Consider the following 17,581-nt stretch of genomic DNA (forward strand, 5'->3'; position numbering starts at 1 on the left):
GGCGGTACACGCACCGGTGGCAGGTATCCGGACTCGCCGGCACGCCTGGAGGACGTGTCCGCTCACCGTTGCGGGGCAGTTCCGGACTCGCACCGGATTCCCCTGTTGCCTCAGAGTCACCCACATGTTGTGGCGTTGGCCACCCTGAACCACCAGCAGTAGTGATGTTAGAGGGATTGAACTAGATCTTGTGGGAGCGCCGCGCCGCGTGTCGCACATCTTGTGTCCTCACGCCGCGACCGCGTACAGGTCCTGGAGCGTCATGATCTCCGAGCCGTGATGGATGAGCTCCCGGTTCAGCCGCAGGACGACGTGCCCGAACGGTTCGGCGGCGTCCAACTCGTTCGCCTGGCTGAGGCCGACGGTCATCGCCTCGCTCTCGTCCAGGTCGGCGATCGCCTCCTGCCAGGCCTCCACCCAGTACGTCAGCCAGGCGACGGCGTCCTGCGCGTTGCCGTGCAGCGTGATGTCCGCGCGGCCCTGCCGGCTCGCCCCGAACGTCCACTCCCAACGCTCGAAGAACGTCTCGGTCAGATGCGCGATCAGCCAGGCGATCGTCCGCGGGCCGCGATGGTCCGGCTCGTCCGGCCACTGGGCCACCCATTCGCCGGAGCCAAGTGGCCGGTACCGCCCGGCGTAGTGCCGGCGGACCACGGTGAGCGCCTCGCTGCTCGGTCTCCAGAAGTACTGCTCGTCGGTCAGTTGGGCGAGGCGTCCGGACAGCACCATCCAGCTGAACCCCAGCTGGCCGCGCACCATTGCCATCGCCGACGGCCGGTGCAGGATGTCCCAGTCGAACGCCGCCATCTCAACTCTCCCCGGTACGATCGAACATGTGTTCGAATTCTTGCTCGACCTCGGAGGGAAAGTCAAACCGCTAGTGTGTCGGTTCTGGCCTCGCCGGAACGGGTCTGCTAGGCGGTTCGATCCGGGTGTCCGCGGCCGGGCTCGCGAACCGGCGTTCCAGCAACGTGAACGCGTCGATCAGCTCCGGCGCCTCGTAGACCCGGTTGCGTCGGCCGTCCGTGAGCTCCCGCAGTACCCCTGCCTCGACCAGGCGGGTGAGCCCCTGGTTTGCGGCCTGCTGGGAGCGCTCGATGAGCCGCGCCGCGGCCGCGAGGGTCAGCACCGGCGCGGCCGGAAGCGCCTCGATCAGCAGCTCGGCCGCGGAGCCCGCCCGCAGCGGGGCGGCCCGGTCCCGCCAGGCGGTCTTGAGGTCGGAGGTGGTCCGCTCGAAGCGAGCGGCCTCGGCGGTCGCGTAGGTGCACGCCGTCGCGAACATCCGCAGCCACGGGTTCGCTGCCGTACGGGCCTTCGCGATGCTCGGGCGCCCGACGTACCGGAAGGCGGTCAGTGCGTCGACGTACTCGGTGGCGTGGGTGGCGAGGGCGAGCGAGACCGGCGGGACGGTCCGGGTGACCAGCCCGTCCGCGCGCAGGATCAGGTGGATCAGCGCGCGCCCGGTCCGGCCGTTGCCGTCGGCAAACGGGTGGATCGTCTCGAACTGCGCGTGCGCGATCGCGGTCTTCGCCAGCACTGGCAGCCGGGACTCGCGGACGAACGTCATCAGGTCCGCGAGCAGGTCCGGGATCAGCTGCGCGGGCGGCGGCACGTAGTACGCCTCCGCGGGGGAGCGGCCGCCGATCCAGTTCTGCAGGTAGCGGATCTCGCCGCCGTACTCCGGGGTCGGCGAATGGGCCATCAACCGGCGGTGCGCCTCCAGCACGTGGTCGACCTCGAGGCTCTCGCCGGCCTGCACGGACTCGGTCACCCAGGTCATCGCGTCGACCGCGCCGAGCACCTCCTCGGCGGTCACGTCCCGGATCCGGTCCCGCAGTACGTCGGCCTTCAGTAGCCGGCGCGCGCCGACGACGAGACCCTCGATGTGCGACGAGCCGACCGCCTCGGCGCGCAGCAGCAACCGGGCGAGCGCCTCGCTGTTGGTGAGTACTGCGGCGGTCGCGTCCAGCCGGGCGAGGTCGCCGGCCGCGTCCTCGAGCAGCGCGAGCACGTCGTCGGGCAGGTCGAACTCGCGCCCGGTCAGCGGATCCGGCAGATACAGCTCGTACGACCCGCCGAGGCGCTCCGCTCGGGTGAACCCGTCGGGGTGCCCGGGCCAGCGGTGCAACTCGACCCTCGCCATTCCCTTATTCAAGCTTATTCACAAACCTTGAACAAGAGCTGGGGATCAAGCAGACTGGTCGATCGTGGACGCGCAGACGCAGCAGATGGTGGCCGCCAACCAAGCCGACTGGGACGCCCGCGCGCCGCTGCATGCGGCGAGCGCGTTCTACGACCGGCCCAGCGAATACTGGTTCGCCGACTACGAGTGGGCGGACCTCGGCCCGCTGGAGGGCCGGGACGTACTGCACCTGCAGTGCCATCTCGGCACGGAGACGATCGAGTTCGCCCGCCGCGGCGCGCGGACCAGCGGCCTCGACCTGTCCGAGCAGTCGCTGGCGGCGGCCCGCCGGATCGCCGCCGACGCCGGCGCGGGCGTCGAGTACGTGCACGCCAACGTGTACGACGCGGTGCAGGCCGTCGACGGTCGGCAGTTCGACATCGTCTATACCGGCAAGGGCGCGCTCTGTTACCTTCCGGACCTCGAGCAATGGGCGGAAACCGTCCGCGACCTACTGAAGCCCGGCGGATTCCTGTACGTCGTCGAGTTCCACCCGCTGCTCAACGCACTCCGCGAGGTCAGCCTGCCCGGCGAATCCGACGACCTGACACTGCGCGCCGACTACCTCGAAGGCCGCGGCGCGATCGCGCACGACTCCACCGTCACCTACACCGGCGACGAGGTCCCCGGCCGCCAAACCAGCTACGAATGGCGCCACGGCCTCGGCGAGATCGTCACCACGCTGGCGTCCACCGGCTTCCAGATCACCACACTCCGCGAATCCGAAGTACTCCCATGGCCCCGCTGGCCCCAGATGCAGCAGACCCCCGAAGGCTGGTGGCGTCTCCCGGACGACGCCCCACGCATCCCACTCTTCTTCGCCCTGAAAGCGACCCGATGACCCGCGCGGACCGCGAGCGCGATCTCGTCGAGTACTACACCGGCGAACTACACGCGCGCGTCGACCGGGAACTCGCCGGACCACGGATCGCCAGGCGTACGGCGTACCTCGGCCAGCTGCGCGGCGAAGGCCGGCGGACGGTTGTGGAAGTCGGCTCGGGCCCGGGCCGCGACGGCGAGGCGATCGCCGCGGCGGGCTTCGACTACACCGGCGTGGACCTGTCACCGGCGAGCGTCGACGCGTGCCGCGCCGCGGGCCTCCGCGCGGAGGTCGCGTCCGTCCTTGATCTGCCCTTCGCCGACAACAGTTTCGACGCGGGCTGGACGATGAGCACCCTGCTGCACGTGGCCGACGAGGACCTCGCCCAAGCCCTGCAGGAGATCGTCCGCGTCCTGCGCCCGGGCGCACCGTTGGCGATCGGACTGTGGGGAGACGCCAACGGAAGCGAGCAGGTCTGGCAGGACGGCAAGGGCTACGGTCCCGGCCGCTTCTTCAGCATCCGCTCCGACGAGGGCCTCCGATCGGTCCTGGCCCGGTACGGCGACGTGGAGCAGTGGGCGACCTGGGACGACGACCAGGTGATGCACTACCAGTGGGCAGTGCTTCGGGTCAGCGCTTCTTAGGACCGCGGATCGCAACGAAGACGAGCGCCACCCCAAAAGCCGCAACGATCGGGCCGACGGTGGCCCAGAGGGTCTGGCCGGTCATCGAACTGCCCTTGAGGTAGCCGAGCCCCTGCAGGGTCCACACGCCACCAGTTGCGATCAGCAGTGCGGCGAACGCGATGGCGACGATCTTTCCCATACCTGCAGCCTAGCGCCGAACCAGCGCGAGCCTATGTCAGGAGCAACGTAGCCTGGTTCCTAGGCGGCGACTGCTGGAGATGGTCGGCAATGGAGAGATCGCACGACGTCCCGATCCCTGGCCTGACGGTTCAGCGCAGGGTGCCCACAATCGTGATGCAGGCCGCGTTGGAGGGAACCATCGAAGTCACCTCCACGAACTGCCTCGTCGTTCGGATGCTGCACAGCACCGCACCCGGTGTTGCCAGCTACACGGATGTGGACGTGGCCTGGCCGCTCGGCTGGAGTGCGGGGGTTCGCGAAGGTACGCCGGTTCTGATTGATGCCGATGGGCAGGTCGTGGCGCGCCTGGGTGACGAGGTGCGGGTCGGGGGAGGCTTCATCGAGGCCGCGAGGATCGGCGTGGTTCCGTGCACAGGACACGAGGGCACCTTCGAGGCGTACCAGCTCACTCGTATCTGAGGTGTGGAGGCGTCAGTTGAGCAGGGTGTCGCAGAGGGCTGCTAGTTGTTGGCGGAGGGGACGGGCGCGGTCGGCGAAGGTGCGTTGGGCGGCCGTGTACTCCGCCTTGCCCTCGGGGGTCTCGATGCGGACGGGGGAGTAGCCGAGCGCGGCCAGGTCGTACGGCGAGGCACGCATGTCGAGGGTGCGGATGTCGCGGGCGAGCTCGAAACACGTCAGCACCAGCGAGCTGGGGACGAACGGCACCAGCTTGCTCGCCCACTTGTAGAGGTCCATGTTCGCGTGCAGGCAGCCGCCTTGTTCGAGCGCCGGCTGGGACTCACGCGTGGGTTGGAGCGTGTTGAGCGGCCGGGCAGGCGTGGTGAAGAAGCGGAACGCGTCGAAGTGCGAGCAGCCGATCCTGTGCGACTCGACGACCTGATCGGTGCCATCGGCCCCCAATCGGAGCGGCCAGGCGGCGTGCCGTACCTCTGGCGTCCGGTACACCATCGCCCACTCGTGCAGGCCGAAGCAGCCGAACTGCGGTTGGCGGTCCAGCGTCGACGACAAGAGGGTACGGATCCACTGGATGCTGTCCGTACGACGCTCGACCTCGGCCGGGTCGAGCGATGCGGCGCCGTCGACGACCACATATCCGCGGCGAGCCTCGTACGACGCCCCTCCGAGAAGCCGCACCCCAGGCCCCGGATGCCACACCCGCAACTGGTTCGGTCGGGTCGGGTAATAGGTGAAGAGGAAGTCCTCGACGGGATGCGGTTCGCGGCGTTTCCGCCGTTCCAGATGATCGGCCAGCAGCACGTCGACCCGCTGCGCGTGGGCCTCGGCGGACGCCGTCCACTCGGCGAACGGCAGCGTTGTCATAGGTCGAGGGCGAACGCGTACAGGTCGACGCCCGGGATCGGGGCCCAGTCGCGTTCCGGGGTGCGGTGGAAGCCGAGGCGCTCGTACAGGCGGTGGGCGGTCGTCATGTACTGCGCGCTGCACAGCACCACCCGGCGCTTGCCGTCCTCGCGGGAGCGGTCGATGCAGTGCTTCGTCAGCGCAGTACCGACGCCGAGGCCACGGGCGCGGCCGGCGACGCCGAGCATGCGGAACTCGCCCTCGTCGTCCTGGCCGATCTCCCGGTAGACGGATCCGACCGGGCAATAGGTGACAGTCCCCAGCAGGCCGGAGGAATCGGCCGCCACCCACAGCTCCGCCTTCGCGGCCCGGTCCGCCGCCGCACGCAGCGTCAGCGCGTACTCACCGCGGACGAAACCGTCGTGCGAATACGCGTCCACGGTCAGGTCACCGACCGCGTCGAACTCCGTGGGAGCTGCCAGGCGGATGTCGAAAGTCACCGGAATACTGTCTCATTCCGCGCCAACGGTAGGCTCACTCCGTGCGTATCGCCAGATTCTCCGTGGACGACGAGCCCAAGTACGGCATCGTCGAGACCGACGATCCCGAGGGACTCGTCGGCACCGTCAACGTTCTCGACTCGGACCCGCTCTACCGGTCGGCCCAGTTCACCGGGGAGAAGCTGCAACTCGCGGACGTCCGGCTGCTGGCGCCGGTGATCCCGCGCAGCAAGGTGGTCTGCGTCGGCCGGAACTACGCGGCGCACGCCGCCGAGCTCGGCAACGACGTACCGGAACAGCCGATGATCTTCCTGAAGCCGAACACCAGTGTGATCGGCCCGCGGGACGGCATCGTCTACCCGGAGCAGACCAACGACCTGCACTTCGAGGGCGAGCTGGCGATCGTGATCGGCCGGATCTGCCGGGACCTGCCCAAGGAGCGGGTCAACGAGGTGATCTTCGGCTACACGATCGCGAACGACGTGACCGCACGCGACCTGCAGAAGTCCGACGGGCAGTGGGCCCGGGCCAAGGGGTACGACACGTTCTGCCCGCTCGGCCCGTGGATCAGCACCGAGCTCGACGTGGCCGACCTGCGGGTCAGCACCGAGCTGAACGGCGAGCCCAAGCAGGACGGGCGGACCAGCCAGTTCATCTTCGACATCCCGGAGGTGCTGGCCTACATCACCTCCTTCACCACGCTGCTGCCCGGCGACGTGGTCCTCACCGGCACCCCCGCGGGCGTCGGCCCGATGCTGCCCGGCGACGAGGTCTCGGTGAGCATCGAAGGAATCGGAACTCTGACGAACAAGGTGATCGTGCGTGACTGACGACGTGCTGGGCGACCTCGAACCGAACGAGGTGCGGCTGCGCTTCGCCCCTTCCCCGACCGGGCTCCTGCATGTCGGGAACATCCGCACGGCGCTGTTCGCCTGGGCATTCGCCCGGCATTTCGGCGGCAAGCTGGTGCTCCGGATCGAGGACACCGACACCGCCCGCAACACTGCCGAAGGTCTGCAGTACACGCTGGACTCGCTGCGTTGGCTGGGCATCGACTGGGACGAAGGCCCCGAGAAGGGCGGCGAGTTCGGGCCGTACCAGCAGAGCGCGCGGATGGATGTCTACACGGACGTCGTCGCGAAGCTGCTGTCTGCGGGCAAGGCCTACCACTGTTACTGCTCGCAGGAGGAACTCGACCAGCGTCGTGAGGCGGCCCGCACCGCCGGCCAGCACAGCGGCTACGACGGCCACTGCCGCACGCTGACGGAGGAGCAGGTCAAGGCGTACGTCGACGAGGGCCGCCGCCCGGTGATCCGGCTGCGAATGCCCGACCGGCCGATCGTGTTCGACGACCTCGTGCGCGGCGAGATCACGTTCCTGCCGGAGAACCTGGGCGACTACGTCCTCGTCCGGGCGAACGGCTACCCGCTGTACCCGCTGGTGAACCCGGTGGACGACGCGCTGATGGAGATCACCCACGTGCTGCGGGGCGAGGATCTGCTGCCGTCGACGCCGCGGCAGATCGCACTGTACGAGGCGCTGGCCGAGATCGGCGTCGGCACCGGGCGGACCCCGCGGTTCGGGCATCTGCCGTTCGTGATGGGTGAAGGCAACAAGAAGCTGTCGAAGCGGGACCCCAATTCGGGGCTCGGGGAGTACATGAAGCGCGGCTTCCTGCCTGAGGGGCTGCTGAACTACCTCGCGTTGCTCGGGTGGTCGATCGCCGACGACCGTGACGTGTTCACGATGCCGGAGATGATCGAGGCGTTCGATATCCGCAAGGTGAACGCGAACGCGGCGCGGTTCGATCCGAAGAAGTGTGAGGCGATCAACGCGGCGCACATGCGGATGCTGCCGGCGGACGAGTTCGCGCAGCGGATGGTGCCGTTCCTTGTGGAGGCTGGTGTGCTGCCGGCGGAGCCCTCGGATGCTCAGGTGGGGGTTTTGAAGGCGGCGGTGCCGTTGGTGCAGGAGCGGATGAATACGCTCTCGGAGTCCGGCGACATGCTTGGGTTCTTGTTTGTGGATGACGCGCATTTCGCGGTGGATCCGGATGCGGCGGCGAAGGTGCTGACCGGGGACGCGGACGCGGTGCTGGATGCTTCGGTGAAGGCGCTGGCGGACGTGGAGTGGACGACCGAGGCGATCGAGGCGGCGTTGCGGGCGTCGTTGATCGAGGGGCTCGGGCTGAAGCCGAAGAACGCGTTCGGGCCGGTTCGGGTGGCGATCTCCGGGCGCCGGATCTCGCCGCCGTTGTTCGAGTCGCTGGAGCTGCTCGGCCGGGAGAAGGCGCTGCACCGGCTCGAGCAGGCGCGTCGTACGACGTCGTCATGAGCGGTACGCCGTACCAGCGGTTGCTGAAGAACGATGTCACGCCGCGCGCGTACGTCGTTCTCGGCACGCTGACGATCCTGGTCGGCTGGATGGTCGGGGGCGTGGTCGTCCTCGGCATCCAGCAGGCGATCCGGAAGGACCCGCCGGGGACGCTGTCCTGGTTCGGGCTGCTGGCGACGAACCTGACGCTGATCATCCTGATCCCGCTGTCGATGCTGGTCGCGCGGCTGCTGAACCGGCAGACGCCCGGGTTGCTGTCGTCGGTGGTCGGGAAGCTCCGCTGGCGGCCGCTGGCGTGGTTCTCGCTGGTCGCGATCGTGCTCGAGCTGCTGGCCTTCGCGGTCGTCCAGTTCGGCAACGTGCCGCTCGCGACGGGTGAGCGGCACGGCGGGCCGGCGGCGCCGGACGTGGTCGCGGTGGTCGTGATCACGTTGCTGACTTCCCCGATCCAGGCCGCGGGGGAGGAGTACTACTTCCGCGGCTACATGCTGCAGGCCGTCGGGACGTACCTGCGCGGCTCGATCGTGGCCGTGGTCGTCACCGGCGTGCTGTTCACGCTCGCGCACGGGATCTGGCCGTGGCAGAGTCCGGCGCTGTTCGTGGACCGGCTCGCGTTCGGGCTGGTCGCCGGGTTCCTGGCGATCCGGACCGGCGGGCTGGAGTCGGGGATCGCGTCGCATGCGGCGAACAACGTCGTCACGTTCGTGTTCGCCGGGCTGACGAACAGTCTCGGGGCCAGCCTGGAGGTCAAGGACGCGCCCTGGTCGCTGGTCGTGATCGACGTCGCGAAGTTCGTGGTCTTCGGTGTGATCGCGGTCTGGATGGCCGGCCGGATGAAGCTTCGGACCGAGTGTGAACTGCCGCCGGCGACGCTGCCGGCGGGGGCTCCGCGACGGGTGTGACGGGAGTGACAACCCGCCGACGGGGACTCGTTTTGGTGTCCGGTCGCATGCTCGGGTAAGCTCTCCGAGCCGGGTTGGTGAGGGCGGAAACAAACTCTCCAACTTCAGTGAAAATGCCTTTGGGGTATGGGGTAATTGGCAGCCCGACTGATTCTGGTTCAGTTAGTCCAGGTTCGAGTCCTGGTACCCCAGCGGATTGGACCGCGCCGATGAAAATCGGTAAAGTTCAACCTCGTTGCCCGGGTCGCAAGATCCGGACGACACAACCTCTGGCCCCGTTGTGTAGCGGCCTAGCACGCCGCCCTCTCAAGGCGGTAGCGCGGGTTCGAATCCCGTCGGGGCTACCAGAGATGAGCGCCCTCCACCAACAGGTGGAGGGCGCTCTTGCGTTGCCGGTCGATCACTCCGGATCATCGGAAACTTTCCTGCGGTATGCGCCGATTAAGTTCCGCAAAGAGCGCGTCCCTGGACACCTTCAGGTCTAAGCGCTTAGAGTCTAAGCGCTTAGACCTTTCTCCCTGCATGATGGAAAGGGGATCGCCATGCGGCGGAACCTCTTCGCTCTCCCGGCCGCGGCGGTTGCCGCGGCCCTGCTCCTGGCCGGCTGCGGCGGCTCGTCCGGCTCCGGCTCCGGCAGCGGCCAGACGGCCGACCCCGGCCCCGAGACCGGCACGATCACCTTCACCGGGACCGACAACGCCGAGACCTACCAGCCCGTGATCAAGGCCTTCGAGGCGAAGAACCCGGGGATCAGGGTTACCTACACGCAGATCCCGTTCGACCAGTTCAACGCGACCATGCAGCAGCGGCTGAGCGCGAAGGACACCGGGATCGACGTCTACACGGTCGACGAGCCGCGCGTCTCGCAACTGGCCGCGAAGGGTTTCCTCACCGATCTGAGCGACCTGGACGCCAAGGTGAAGAGCAGCTTCACCAAGGCGGCGTACGAGACGAACCACTTCCGCGACAAGCTCTGGTCGCTGCCGATGTGGAACTCGACGCAGTACCTCTTCTACAACAAGACCGCGCTCGCGAAGGCGAAGGTGACGCCGCCGACCGCGGACCCGCAGCAGCGCTGGACGTGGGAGCAGGTCGAGGCGGCCGGCCGGAAGAGCATGCAGGCGGGCGGCACGAAGTACGGCCTGTTCATGGAGCAGCCAGAGGCGTACTACCAGCTGCAGCCGCTGGCCGAGTCGCTCGGCGGCGGCTCCGGGATCGAGGGCGCCGACGCGCTGACGCCGGCCGTCGAGACCGACGGCTGGAAGAAGGCGATGCAGTGGTACGGCGCCACGTTCGCGAGCGGGCTGTCGCCGCGCGGCATCGGCGGGTTCCAGACCGGACCGGTGTTCTCGAACGGTCAGGTGGCGTTCTTCGTCGGCGGACCGTGGGACCTGAAGATCTTCGGCAGCTCGAAGATCGACTGGGGCGTCGCGCCGCTGCCGTACTTCCAGGGCGGCAAGCCGGTCACCCCGACCGGGTCCTGGTCGCTCGGTATCAACCCGGCCTCGAAGCAGCAGGGGATGGCCCGCAAGTTCGTCGAGTTCGCCACGCTGGACCCGGCCGGCAACCTGGCCACCACGAGTACGACGACGATCATCCCGGCGAACGTCGACGCGCAGAAGCAGTACACCCCGAAGATGGACGCGTTCTCCGGCGCGAAGACGGCCGGAGCGGCGGCGATCACGGCGTACGAGAGCGAGCACACCGCGGTGTCGCGGCCGGTGAGCGTCGGGTACATCCAGTTCGAGGAAGTGATGGGGAAGGCGTTCGCCGACATCCGCAACGGGACGAACTCGGACCAGCGGTTGCAGCAGGCCACGCAGCAGCTGAACGAGGCGTGGAAGTCGATTAAATGAAACAGCGGCAGGGGCTGATCGCCCTGGCCTTCCTGACGCCGGCGTTGGTGTGTCTCGCCGTGCTGCGGATCGTCCCGGCGATCTCCGCGGTGGTGGAGAGCTTCTACACCGAGAGCCTGCTGCGCGGCGGCCGGGTGTTCACCGGGCTGAGCAACTACACGGATCTGCTGGGCAGCAAGGACTTCCGGCAGTCGGTCGGTGTCACGTTGCTGTTCACCGTGCTGGTGAACCCGATCCAGGTCGTGGTCTCGTTCCTGCTCGCGGTGCTGTTCACCCAGAAGGCGGCCGGCTCGAAGCTCTGGCGGACGCTGGTGATCCTCCCGATCGCCACGCCGCCGGCCGTATCGGCCGTCATCTGGAGCGTCATCTACCGCCCCGACGGTCTCGGGAACGGCGTACTGCAACGGCTCGGGCTGCCCGCGCAGCCGTTCCTGACGTCGCCGGGTCAGGTACTGCCGTCGCTGATCGTGCTGCTGTCCTGGATCGGCGTCGGGTACTGGATGCTGTTCCTGATCGCGGGCATCCAGGAGGTCCCGGTCGAGGTCCGCGAGGCCGCGCTGCTGGACGGCGCCGGTCCGTGGCGGCGGATGATCTCGGTCATCCTCCCGCTGGTACGGCGGCCGCTCGCGTTCGTGCTGGTCGCGGACACGGTGTCGAACCTGCTCGTGTTCGCACCGGTGCAGATCCTCACCAAGGGCGGCCCGAACGGCAACAGCAACCTGCTGATGTACGACGTCTACAACCGGGCGTACGCGATCGGCGACATCCACGTCGCGCAGGCCGAAGTGGTGATCCTGGTCGTGCTGACGCTGGCGATCGTGGCCGGGCAGTTCCGGCTGCTGCGAGGTGACCAGTGAAGCGGGTCAGCCTGTCGGTGCTCGGCGGGGTCGTCGGCATCCTGTTCTTCCTGCCGCTGCTGTGGGTGGTGACGAACTCGTTGCGCCCGGGCTCGGAGACGTTCGCGCATCTGAACCCGCTGTCCTGGCAGACGTTCTTCGAGCTGAAACCGACGCTCACGAACTACTCGGCCCTGCTCGGCAGCGAGATCGGCCGGGCGACGCTGAACTCGATCCTGGTCAGCGCGCTCACCGTCGCGATCGGGCTGGCGGTCTGCGCGACCGCGGCGTTCGGGCTGGCGGCGTTCGAGTTCCGCGGCCGCGGGCTCGTGTTCGGCATCGTCGTCCTGAGCTTCCTGGTGCCGTTCGACGCGATCGCGATCCCGTTGTCGACGATGTTCCGCGACTGGCACCTGACCAACACGTTCACCGGGCTGGTGCTGCCCGGGATCGGCAACGGGATGGCGATCTTCCTGCTCCGGCAGTTCTTCCTCGGCGTTCCGGCCGAACTGGTCGAGGCCGGGCGGCTGGACGGCCTGGGCTGGTTCGGCGTCTTCCGCTGGATCTACCTGCCGCTGTCCAAGCCCGCCCTGATCGGCGCCGGGCTGATGCTGTTCCTCTTCCAGTGGCAGGCGTACGTCTGGCCGCTGCTGATCGGCACCGACGCGAAACACATCCTCGGCCCGGTCGCGCTGTCCAACCTGCAGGGCCAGAACTTCGCCGACTACGGTCTCGTGTTCGCGGGCGCCGTGGTCCTCACCGTGATCCCGCTGGTCGTCATCGCCGGCTTCCAGCGGTACTTCGTCCAGTCCGTGTCGAGTACCGGGCTCAAGTAAGGAGATACGTGCGATCCCTCATTCTCGATACCGACATCGGCTCCGACGTGGACGACGCGATGGCGCTCGCCCAGCTGCTCGGCAGCCCGGAGATCGACCTCGCCGAGGTGCACACCGTGTACGGCGACACCCGGCTGCGGGCCCAGCTCGCCCGGCGGTACGGCGTACTCGCCGGCCGTGAGCTGACCGTCGTACCGGGGCTCGCTGATCCGCTGTCCGGGCGGGAGGTCTGGTGGGCCGGGCACGAAGGCACGCTGCACGACGGGCTGGCGGCCGAGACGATCAGCGCGGACAGCGCACCGGAGCGGCTGATCGAGTTGCTGCGGGCGCGTCCCGGTGAGCTCGACGTGGCGGCGATCGGGCCGCTGACCAACATCGCGAAGGTGCTGCGGCTGGAGCCGCAGGCGGCCTGGTGGATCCGGCACCTGTGGGTGATGGGCGGCTCGTTCGGCGACGACGTGTGCGAGCACAACTTCAAGTCCGACGACGTCGCGGCGCAGCTCGTCCTGAACGCCGGGATCCCGACGACGATCACCGGGCTGGAGATCACCCGGCAGGTGACGATCGAGAAGGCACGGCTGGAGCGGATCCGGGCGGCCGGTCCGTTGGGTGCGGCGCTCGGGGCGGACATCGAGCAGTGGTGGGCGTTCTGGAACGAGACGTGGAACGTGCCGCACGACCCGGTGGCCGTGCTCGCGCTCAGCCGCCCGGAACTGTTCACGTTCTCCAAGCTCGGGCGGGTGACGATCACCGTCGGCGGCGAGCAGTCGGGGCACAGTGCGTTCGCGGCCGATGCCGAGGGGACGGTGCGGATCGTGACCGCGGTGGAGGCCGAGGAGGTGGCCGAGGAGATCACGCGGCGGATCGTGGCCGGTGGCACGGCTTACGCTGGCGGGCGTGGGGAGATCGATGGCGACCGCGCGTGACGTCGCGGAGCGTGCCGGTACGTCGACCGCGGTGGTCAGCTACGTCTTCAACAACGGGCCGCGGCCGGTGTCCGCGGAGACCCGGCGGCGGGTACTGGAGGCGGCGGCCGAGCTCGAGTACCGGCCGAACATCCTGGCCCGGGCGCTCAGCGCCGGCCGGACGTACTCGCTCGGGCTGCTGATCCCGCAGATCCGCAACCCGTACTTCGCGACGCTCGCCGAGCACCTGGAGAACTTCGCCCGGCAGCACGACCACCTGCTGCTGATCGGCGACTCGGCGGGCGACCCGGCCCAGGAGTCGGCGCACATCGGGTCGTTCATCGAGCGCAAGGTCGACGGCGTCGTCCTGGTCTCGCTGCTCGTCGAGCCGGCGATCCAGCGGTTCGCGGCGGCCGGCGTACCGGTCGTCGCGCTGCACCCGGTGCCGGACGGAGTGACTGTTTCGACGTTGTCGATCGACTACGTCGCGGGCGCCGAGGCGTCGGCGGATCACCTGCTGTCGCACGGCTACCGCACCCTCGGCGTCGTCACCGGCCCGGAGGAATCACCCGGTACGGCGGAACACCGGCGCGGCATCGAGCGCGCCCTCGAAGGCCATCCGCGGTCGACGGCGCGGTACGTCGCGGCGCCGGTCTCCCGGTTCGCGGCGCGGGACGCCGTACGGCCATGGTTCCAGCAGAAGCGGCCGCCTCGGGCGATCTACTGCTCGACCGACGAGCAGGCGTTCGGCGTACTGTTCGCGGCCTGGGAGGCCGGGCTGCGGGTGCCGGAGGACGTGGCGGTGATGGGGTTCGACGGGACCAGCGAGTGCACGGTGACGGTGCCGCCGCTGGCGAGCGTCCGGCAGCCGATCGAGCAGACCGCACGGCAGGCCGTCGAACTGCTGCTCGACCGGAGCAAGCCCGCGGCCGCGCGGCACGTGCTCGACTACGAGCTGGTTCCGAGCACGTCCTGCGGGTGTTAGGCCGGTGACGGAGTCTCGGTGGTCGTCGGACCCGTGGCGGCACGGCGTACCGACCAGGCGACGCCGATCAGGACGGCGCCCCAGATGAGGGCGGTGACGCCCAGCAGTACGGCGATGCTCACTGCGCCGGCGCCCGGGTTGGCCGCGAACAGGATGCCGATCAGCAAGGAGAGCGCGCCGTTCAGGACGAGTAGCCAGCGTGGCATCGGCAGGTGACTGCTGAACGCGCCGGCCAGCTCGAAGATGCCGCGCACGATCAGCCAGATCCCGAGGATCCAGGTCAGCGTCGCCACGGTCATCCCCGGGTGCACGATCGCGAAGAACCCGGCGAGCAACGCGATCACGCCGAGCACGATCAGCCACAGCCGGCCGCCTTTGGACTCCGGCTGGAACGCCTGGGCGATCGAGCCGATGCCGTCGGCGAGCGCCCAGATGCCCCACAACAGAGCGAGCGCGATCGCGGTCGAGATCGGCCACGCGATCGCCAAGATTCCGAACACGATCCCCAACACACCGCGGACGAGCAACATCTTCCAGCCGAGAGTGAGCCAGTCCCGCTCCATGTCAGACCTCCTCGAAGGGGTTATGGCTCTCATAGTGATCTCAGTAACGCCCCGTGACAACAGCGCCCCGCGTAGGCTGAGTAAATGGCTGTCGAGTTCAATCACACGATCGTGAGCAGCACTGACAAGGAAGCGTCCGCACGCTTTCTGGCCGAACTCCTGGGGACGGGTGAGCCGAGCAGCTACGGGCCGTTCGCCGTCGTGCAGCTCGGGAACGGGGCCTCACTGGACTTCGCCGACGGCCGCGGGCGGCTGCATACGCAGCACTACGCGTTCCTGGTGTCGGAGGAGGAGTTCGACCAGATCCACGGGCGGATCGTCGAGCGGGGCCTGACCTACTGGGCAGACCCGTTTCACCAGCACGAGGGCCAGATCAACACCAACGACGGCGGCCGCGGGCTCTACTGGGACGACCTCGACGGCCACAACCTGGAAATCCTCACCGTCCCGTACGGCGGCTGGCCCGCCTGATTACTCGGAGGCCCGGCGGAGGGCTTCGGAGAGGCGTTCGGCGGCGGCCATCACGGCCGGGGCATGCATGCGGCCGGGCTGGCGGGACAGGCGCTCGATGGGGCCGGAGACCGAGACGGCCGCGATCACCTTGCCGCTGGGGGAGCGGACCGGGGCTGAGACCGAGGCGACGCCTTGCTCGCGTTCGCCGACCGAGTGCGCCCAGCCGCGGCGGCGGACGCCGGCCAGGGCGGCGGCGTTGAAGGATGCGTTGTGGAGGCCGCGGTGCATCCGCTCCGGGTCCTCCCAGGCCAGCAGTATTTGGGCCGCCGACCCGGCCGCCATGGTCAGCTGACTGCCGACCGGCACCGTGTCGCGCAGGCCGGACGGGCGTTCCGCGGCGGCGACGCAGACGCGGTACTCGCCCTGGCGGCGGAAGAGCTGGGCGGATTCGCCGGTGATGTCGCGGAGCCGCGCCAGCACCGGGCCGGCGGTGGCGAGCAGCCGGTCCTCGCCGGCGGCGGAGGCCAACTCGCTGAGTCGCGGCCCGAGCACGAAGCGTCCCTGCATGTCGCGCCCGACCAGCCGGTGGTGCTCGAGGGCGACCGCCAGCCGGTGAGCCGTCGGCCGGGCCAGCCCTGTCGCCGCCACCAGTCCGGCCAGGGTCGCCGGCCCGGACTCGAGTGCGGACAGAACGAGAGCTGCTTTGTCGAGAACACCGACTCCGCTAGAGTTGTCCATGAGACGATACTGCCGTCTCGAATCGTGGAACGCAAGTCGCTTCCGGGGCCCAATCGAGAGCACTGTGAGCCAAAGCACCACACTTCCAATCTCAAAGGAGAGTCTGATGGGTAGGACGTTGTCGGAAAAGGTCTGGGATGCGCACGTCGTGCGCCATGCCGACGGAGAACCCGACCTCCTCTACATCGACCTCCACCTGGTCCACGAGGTGACCAGTCCGCAGGCCTTCGACGGCCTGCGACTGGCCGGCCGGCCGGTCCGGCGGCCCGATCTGACGATCGCCACCGAGGACCACAACGTCCCGACCTTCGACGTCGACAAGCCGATCGCCGACCCGGTGTCGCGGACCCAGGTGGACACGCTGCGGAAGAACGCCGAGGAGTTCGGCATCCGGATCCACACCCTCGGCGACCCGGACCAGGGCGTCGTGCACGTGATCGGCCCGCAGCTCGGCCTGACCCAGCCCGGCATGACCGTGGTCTGCGGTGACAGTCATACCTCCACGCACGGCGCGTTCGGCGCGATTGCCTTCGGCATCGGTACCAGCGAGGTCGAGCACGTACTGGCCACCCAGACGCTGATGCAGGCGCGTCCGAAGACGATGGCCGTCACCGTCGACGGCGTACTGCCGGACGGCGTCTCCGCGAAGGACCTGGTGCTGTCGCTGATCGCCAAGGTCGGCACCGGCGGCGGCCAGGGCTACATCGTCGAGTACCGCGGCGAGGCGATCCGGGCGCTGTCGATGGAAGCCCGGATGACGATCTGCAACATGTCGATCGAGTGGGGCGCGAAGGCCGGCATGATCGCGCCGGACGAGACCACGTTCGAGTACCTGAAGGACAAGCCGCACGCGCCGCAGGGCGTGGACTGGGAAGCGGCCGTCGAGTACTGGAAGAGCCTGGCCACCGACGAGGACGCGACCTTCGACCGTGAGGTCGTGCTGCGGGCCGAGGAGATCACGCCGTTCGTCACCTGGGGCACGAACCCGGGCCAGGGCGTCCCGCTCGCCGACGTGGTCCCGTCGCCGGACGACTTCGACAACGAGAACGACAAGGTCGCCGCCGAGCGGGCGCTGGAGTACATGGGCCTGACCGCCGGTACGCCGCTGCGCGAGATCCACGTGGACACGGTATTCCTCGGGTCCTGCACCAATGGCCGGATCGAGGACCTGCGGGCCGCGGCCGGCGTACTGGCCGGACGGAAGGTTGCCGAGGGCACCCGGATGCTGGTGGTCCCGGGCTCCGGCCGGGTCCGGCTGCAGGCCGAGGCCGAGGGCCTGGACACGATCTTCAAGGACGCCGGCGCCGAATGGCGCGGGGCCGGATGCTCGATGTGCCTGGGCATGAACCCGGACCAGCTGGCCCCGGGCGAGCGCAGCGCCTCCACCTCGAACCGGAACTTCGAAGGCCGTCAGGGCAAGGGCGGTCGCACCCACCTGGTCTCGCCGCTGGTCGCGGCCGCGACCGCCGTCACCGGAACCCTCGCGGCTCCGGCTGACCTGCCGCCCGTCGCCGTCCCCGCGAACGCCTGAGGAGCAAGGGAATC

The 17,581-nt window shown here is 68.8% G+C and carries 20 protein-coding genes, 2 tRNA genes and 1 riboswitch; of the genes, 15 read left to right on the forward strand and 7 right to left on the reverse strand.

What is annotated here, in order from left to right; translation table 11 throughout:
* Position 1: 1 nt before the first annotated feature.
* Positions 2–169, reverse strand: a riboswitch (cobalamin riboswitch).
* Positions 170–228: 59 nt separating this feature from the next.
* A complete protein-coding gene (locus ACXJJ3_RS35920; protein ID WP_458166357.1) occupies positions 229–807 on the reverse strand; it encodes a DinB family protein in 579 nt (192 codons plus the stop codon).
* 70 nt (positions 808–877) lie between these two features.
* Entirely contained in the window at positions 878–2,143 is a 1,266-nt protein-coding gene (locus ACXJJ3_RS35925; protein WP_458166358.1) for a Fic family protein, read from the reverse strand.
* A 64-nt stretch (positions 2,144–2,207) separates the two neighbouring features.
* Here ACXJJ3_RS35925 and ACXJJ3_RS35930 point away from each other — a divergent pair, with 64 nt between their 5' ends.
* Together ACXJJ3_RS35930 and ACXJJ3_RS35935 are read left to right on the forward strand one after the other, a co-directional pair.
* On the forward strand, positions 2,208–3,023 hold the full coding sequence (locus ACXJJ3_RS35930; protein ID WP_458166359.1) for a class I SAM-dependent methyltransferase: 816 nt from the start codon (positions 2,208–2,210) through the stop codon (positions 3,021–3,023).
* Positions 3,020–3,646: a class I SAM-dependent methyltransferase gene (locus tag ACXJJ3_RS35935; RefSeq protein WP_458166360.1), complete on the forward strand. Its 627-nt coding sequence runs from the start codon at positions 3,020–3,022 to the stop codon at positions 3,644–3,646. The genes ACXJJ3_RS35930 and ACXJJ3_RS35935 overlap by 4 nt, the downstream gene beginning before the upstream one ends.
* Here the strand turns inward: ACXJJ3_RS35935 and ACXJJ3_RS35940 are convergent.
* Positions 3,633–3,827, reverse strand: a complete 195-nt coding sequence (locus tag ACXJJ3_RS35940; protein ID WP_458166361.1) for a hypothetical protein — start codon at positions 3,825–3,827, stop codon at positions 3,633–3,635. The genes ACXJJ3_RS35935 and ACXJJ3_RS35940 overlap by 14 nt on opposite strands.
* Before the next feature lie 152 nt (positions 3,828–3,979).
* Here ACXJJ3_RS35940 and ACXJJ3_RS35945 point away from each other — a divergent pair, with 152 nt between their 5' ends.
* A complete protein-coding gene (locus tag ACXJJ3_RS35945; protein ID WP_458166362.1) occupies positions 3,980–4,288 on the forward strand; it encodes a hypothetical protein in 309 nt (102 codons plus the stop codon).
* 12 nt (positions 4,289–4,300) lie between these two features.
* On the opposite strand, the gene ACXJJ3_RS35950 is transcribed toward ACXJJ3_RS35945, so the two are convergent.
* On the reverse strand, positions 4,301–5,149 hold the full coding sequence (locus ACXJJ3_RS35950) for a 3-methyladenine DNA glycosylase (RefSeq protein ID WP_458166363.1): 849 nt from the start codon (positions 5,147–5,149) through the stop codon (positions 4,301–4,303).
* Positions 5,146–5,628 (reverse strand): GNAT family N-acetyltransferase, encoded by a 483-nt coding sequence (locus ACXJJ3_RS35955; RefSeq protein WP_458166364.1) that lies wholly within the window; start codon positions 5,626–5,628, stop codon positions 5,146–5,148. Before ACXJJ3_RS35955 ends, ACXJJ3_RS35950 begins: the two co-directional genes overlap by 4 nt.
* 41 nt (positions 5,629–5,669) lie before the next feature.
* Here ACXJJ3_RS35955 and ACXJJ3_RS35960 point away from each other — a divergent pair, with 41 nt between their 5' ends.
* The 10 genes from ACXJJ3_RS35960 to ACXJJ3_RS36005 all read left to right on the forward strand — a co-directional run bounded on the left by ACXJJ3_RS35960 (position 5,670) and on the right by ACXJJ3_RS36005 (position 14,282).
* Positions 5,670–6,458: a fumarylacetoacetate hydrolase family protein gene (locus ACXJJ3_RS35960; protein WP_458166365.1), complete on the forward strand. Its 789-nt coding sequence runs from the start codon at positions 5,670–5,672 to the stop codon at positions 6,456–6,458.
* Entirely contained in the window at positions 6,451–7,962 is a 1,512-nt protein-coding gene (gltX, locus tag ACXJJ3_RS35965) for a glutamate--tRNA ligase (protein WP_458166366.1), read from the forward strand. Before ACXJJ3_RS35960 ends, gltX begins: the two co-directional genes overlap by 8 nt.
* Positions 7,959–8,864 carry a CPBP family intramembrane glutamic endopeptidase gene (locus ACXJJ3_RS35970; protein WP_458166367.1) on the forward strand — a complete coding sequence of 302 codons (906 nt, stop codon included), beginning with the start codon at positions 7,959–7,961 and terminating at the stop codon, positions 8,862–8,864. The genes gltX and ACXJJ3_RS35970 overlap by 4 nt, the downstream gene beginning before the upstream one ends.
* A gap of 120 nt (positions 8,865–8,984) precedes the next feature.
* Positions 8,985–9,056 (forward strand) — tRNA-Gln (locus ACXJJ3_RS35975).
* Positions 9,057–9,135: 79 nt separating this feature from the next.
* A tRNA-Glu gene (locus tag ACXJJ3_RS35980) sits at positions 9,136–9,211 on the forward strand.
* A gap of 195 nt (positions 9,212–9,406) precedes the next feature.
* Positions 9,407–10,720, forward strand: a complete 1,314-nt coding sequence (locus ACXJJ3_RS35985) for an ABC transporter substrate-binding protein (protein WP_458166368.1) — start codon at positions 9,407–9,409, stop codon at positions 10,718–10,720.
* Positions 10,717–11,577, forward strand: a complete 861-nt coding sequence (locus tag ACXJJ3_RS35990; protein WP_458166369.1) for a carbohydrate ABC transporter permease — start codon at positions 10,717–10,719, stop codon at positions 11,575–11,577. Before ACXJJ3_RS35985 ends, ACXJJ3_RS35990 begins: the two co-directional genes overlap by 4 nt.
* Positions 11,574–12,392 (forward strand): carbohydrate ABC transporter permease, encoded by an 819-nt coding sequence (locus ACXJJ3_RS35995; protein ID WP_458166370.1) that lies wholly within the window; start codon positions 11,574–11,576, stop codon positions 12,390–12,392. The genes ACXJJ3_RS35990 and ACXJJ3_RS35995 overlap by 4 nt, the downstream gene beginning before the upstream one ends.
* Before the next feature lie 8 nt (positions 12,393–12,400).
* Entirely contained in the window at positions 12,401–13,318 is a 918-nt protein-coding gene (locus ACXJJ3_RS36000; protein WP_458166371.1) for a nucleoside hydrolase, read from the forward strand.
* Positions 13,290–14,282, forward strand: coding sequence for a LacI family DNA-binding transcriptional regulator (locus ACXJJ3_RS36005; protein WP_458166372.1), 993 nt, complete (start codon positions 13,290–13,292; stop codon positions 14,280–14,282). The genes ACXJJ3_RS36000 and ACXJJ3_RS36005 overlap by 29 nt, the downstream gene beginning before the upstream one ends.
* Here the strand turns inward: ACXJJ3_RS36005 and ACXJJ3_RS36010 are convergent.
* Entirely contained in the window at positions 14,279–14,845 is a 567-nt protein-coding gene (locus tag ACXJJ3_RS36010; protein WP_458166373.1) for an HdeD family acid-resistance protein, read from the reverse strand. The two genes, ACXJJ3_RS36005 and ACXJJ3_RS36010, sit on opposite strands and share 4 nt — an antisense overlap.
* A gap of 84 nt (positions 14,846–14,929) precedes the next feature.
* On the opposite strand from ACXJJ3_RS36010, the gene ACXJJ3_RS36015 reads away from it, so the two are divergent.
* Positions 14,930–15,316, forward strand: a complete 387-nt coding sequence (locus ACXJJ3_RS36015; protein ID WP_458166374.1) for a VOC family protein — start codon at positions 14,930–14,932, stop codon at positions 15,314–15,316.
* Here ACXJJ3_RS36015 and ACXJJ3_RS36020 read toward each other — a convergent pair whose 3' ends face one another.
* Entirely contained in the window at positions 15,317–16,036 is a 720-nt protein-coding gene (locus tag ACXJJ3_RS36020; protein ID WP_130387568.1) for an IclR family transcriptional regulator, read from the reverse strand.
* A 106-nt stretch (positions 16,037–16,142) separates the two neighbouring features.
* Between ACXJJ3_RS36020 and leuC the strand changes: the two genes are divergently transcribed.
* A complete protein-coding gene (gene leuC / locus ACXJJ3_RS36025; protein WP_458166375.1) occupies positions 16,143–17,567 on the forward strand; it encodes a 3-isopropylmalate dehydratase large subunit in 1,425 nt (474 codons plus the stop codon).
* Positions 17,568–17,581: the final 14 nt, after the last annotated feature.

It is taken from the genome of Kribbella sp. WER1, from assembly GCF_054189145.1.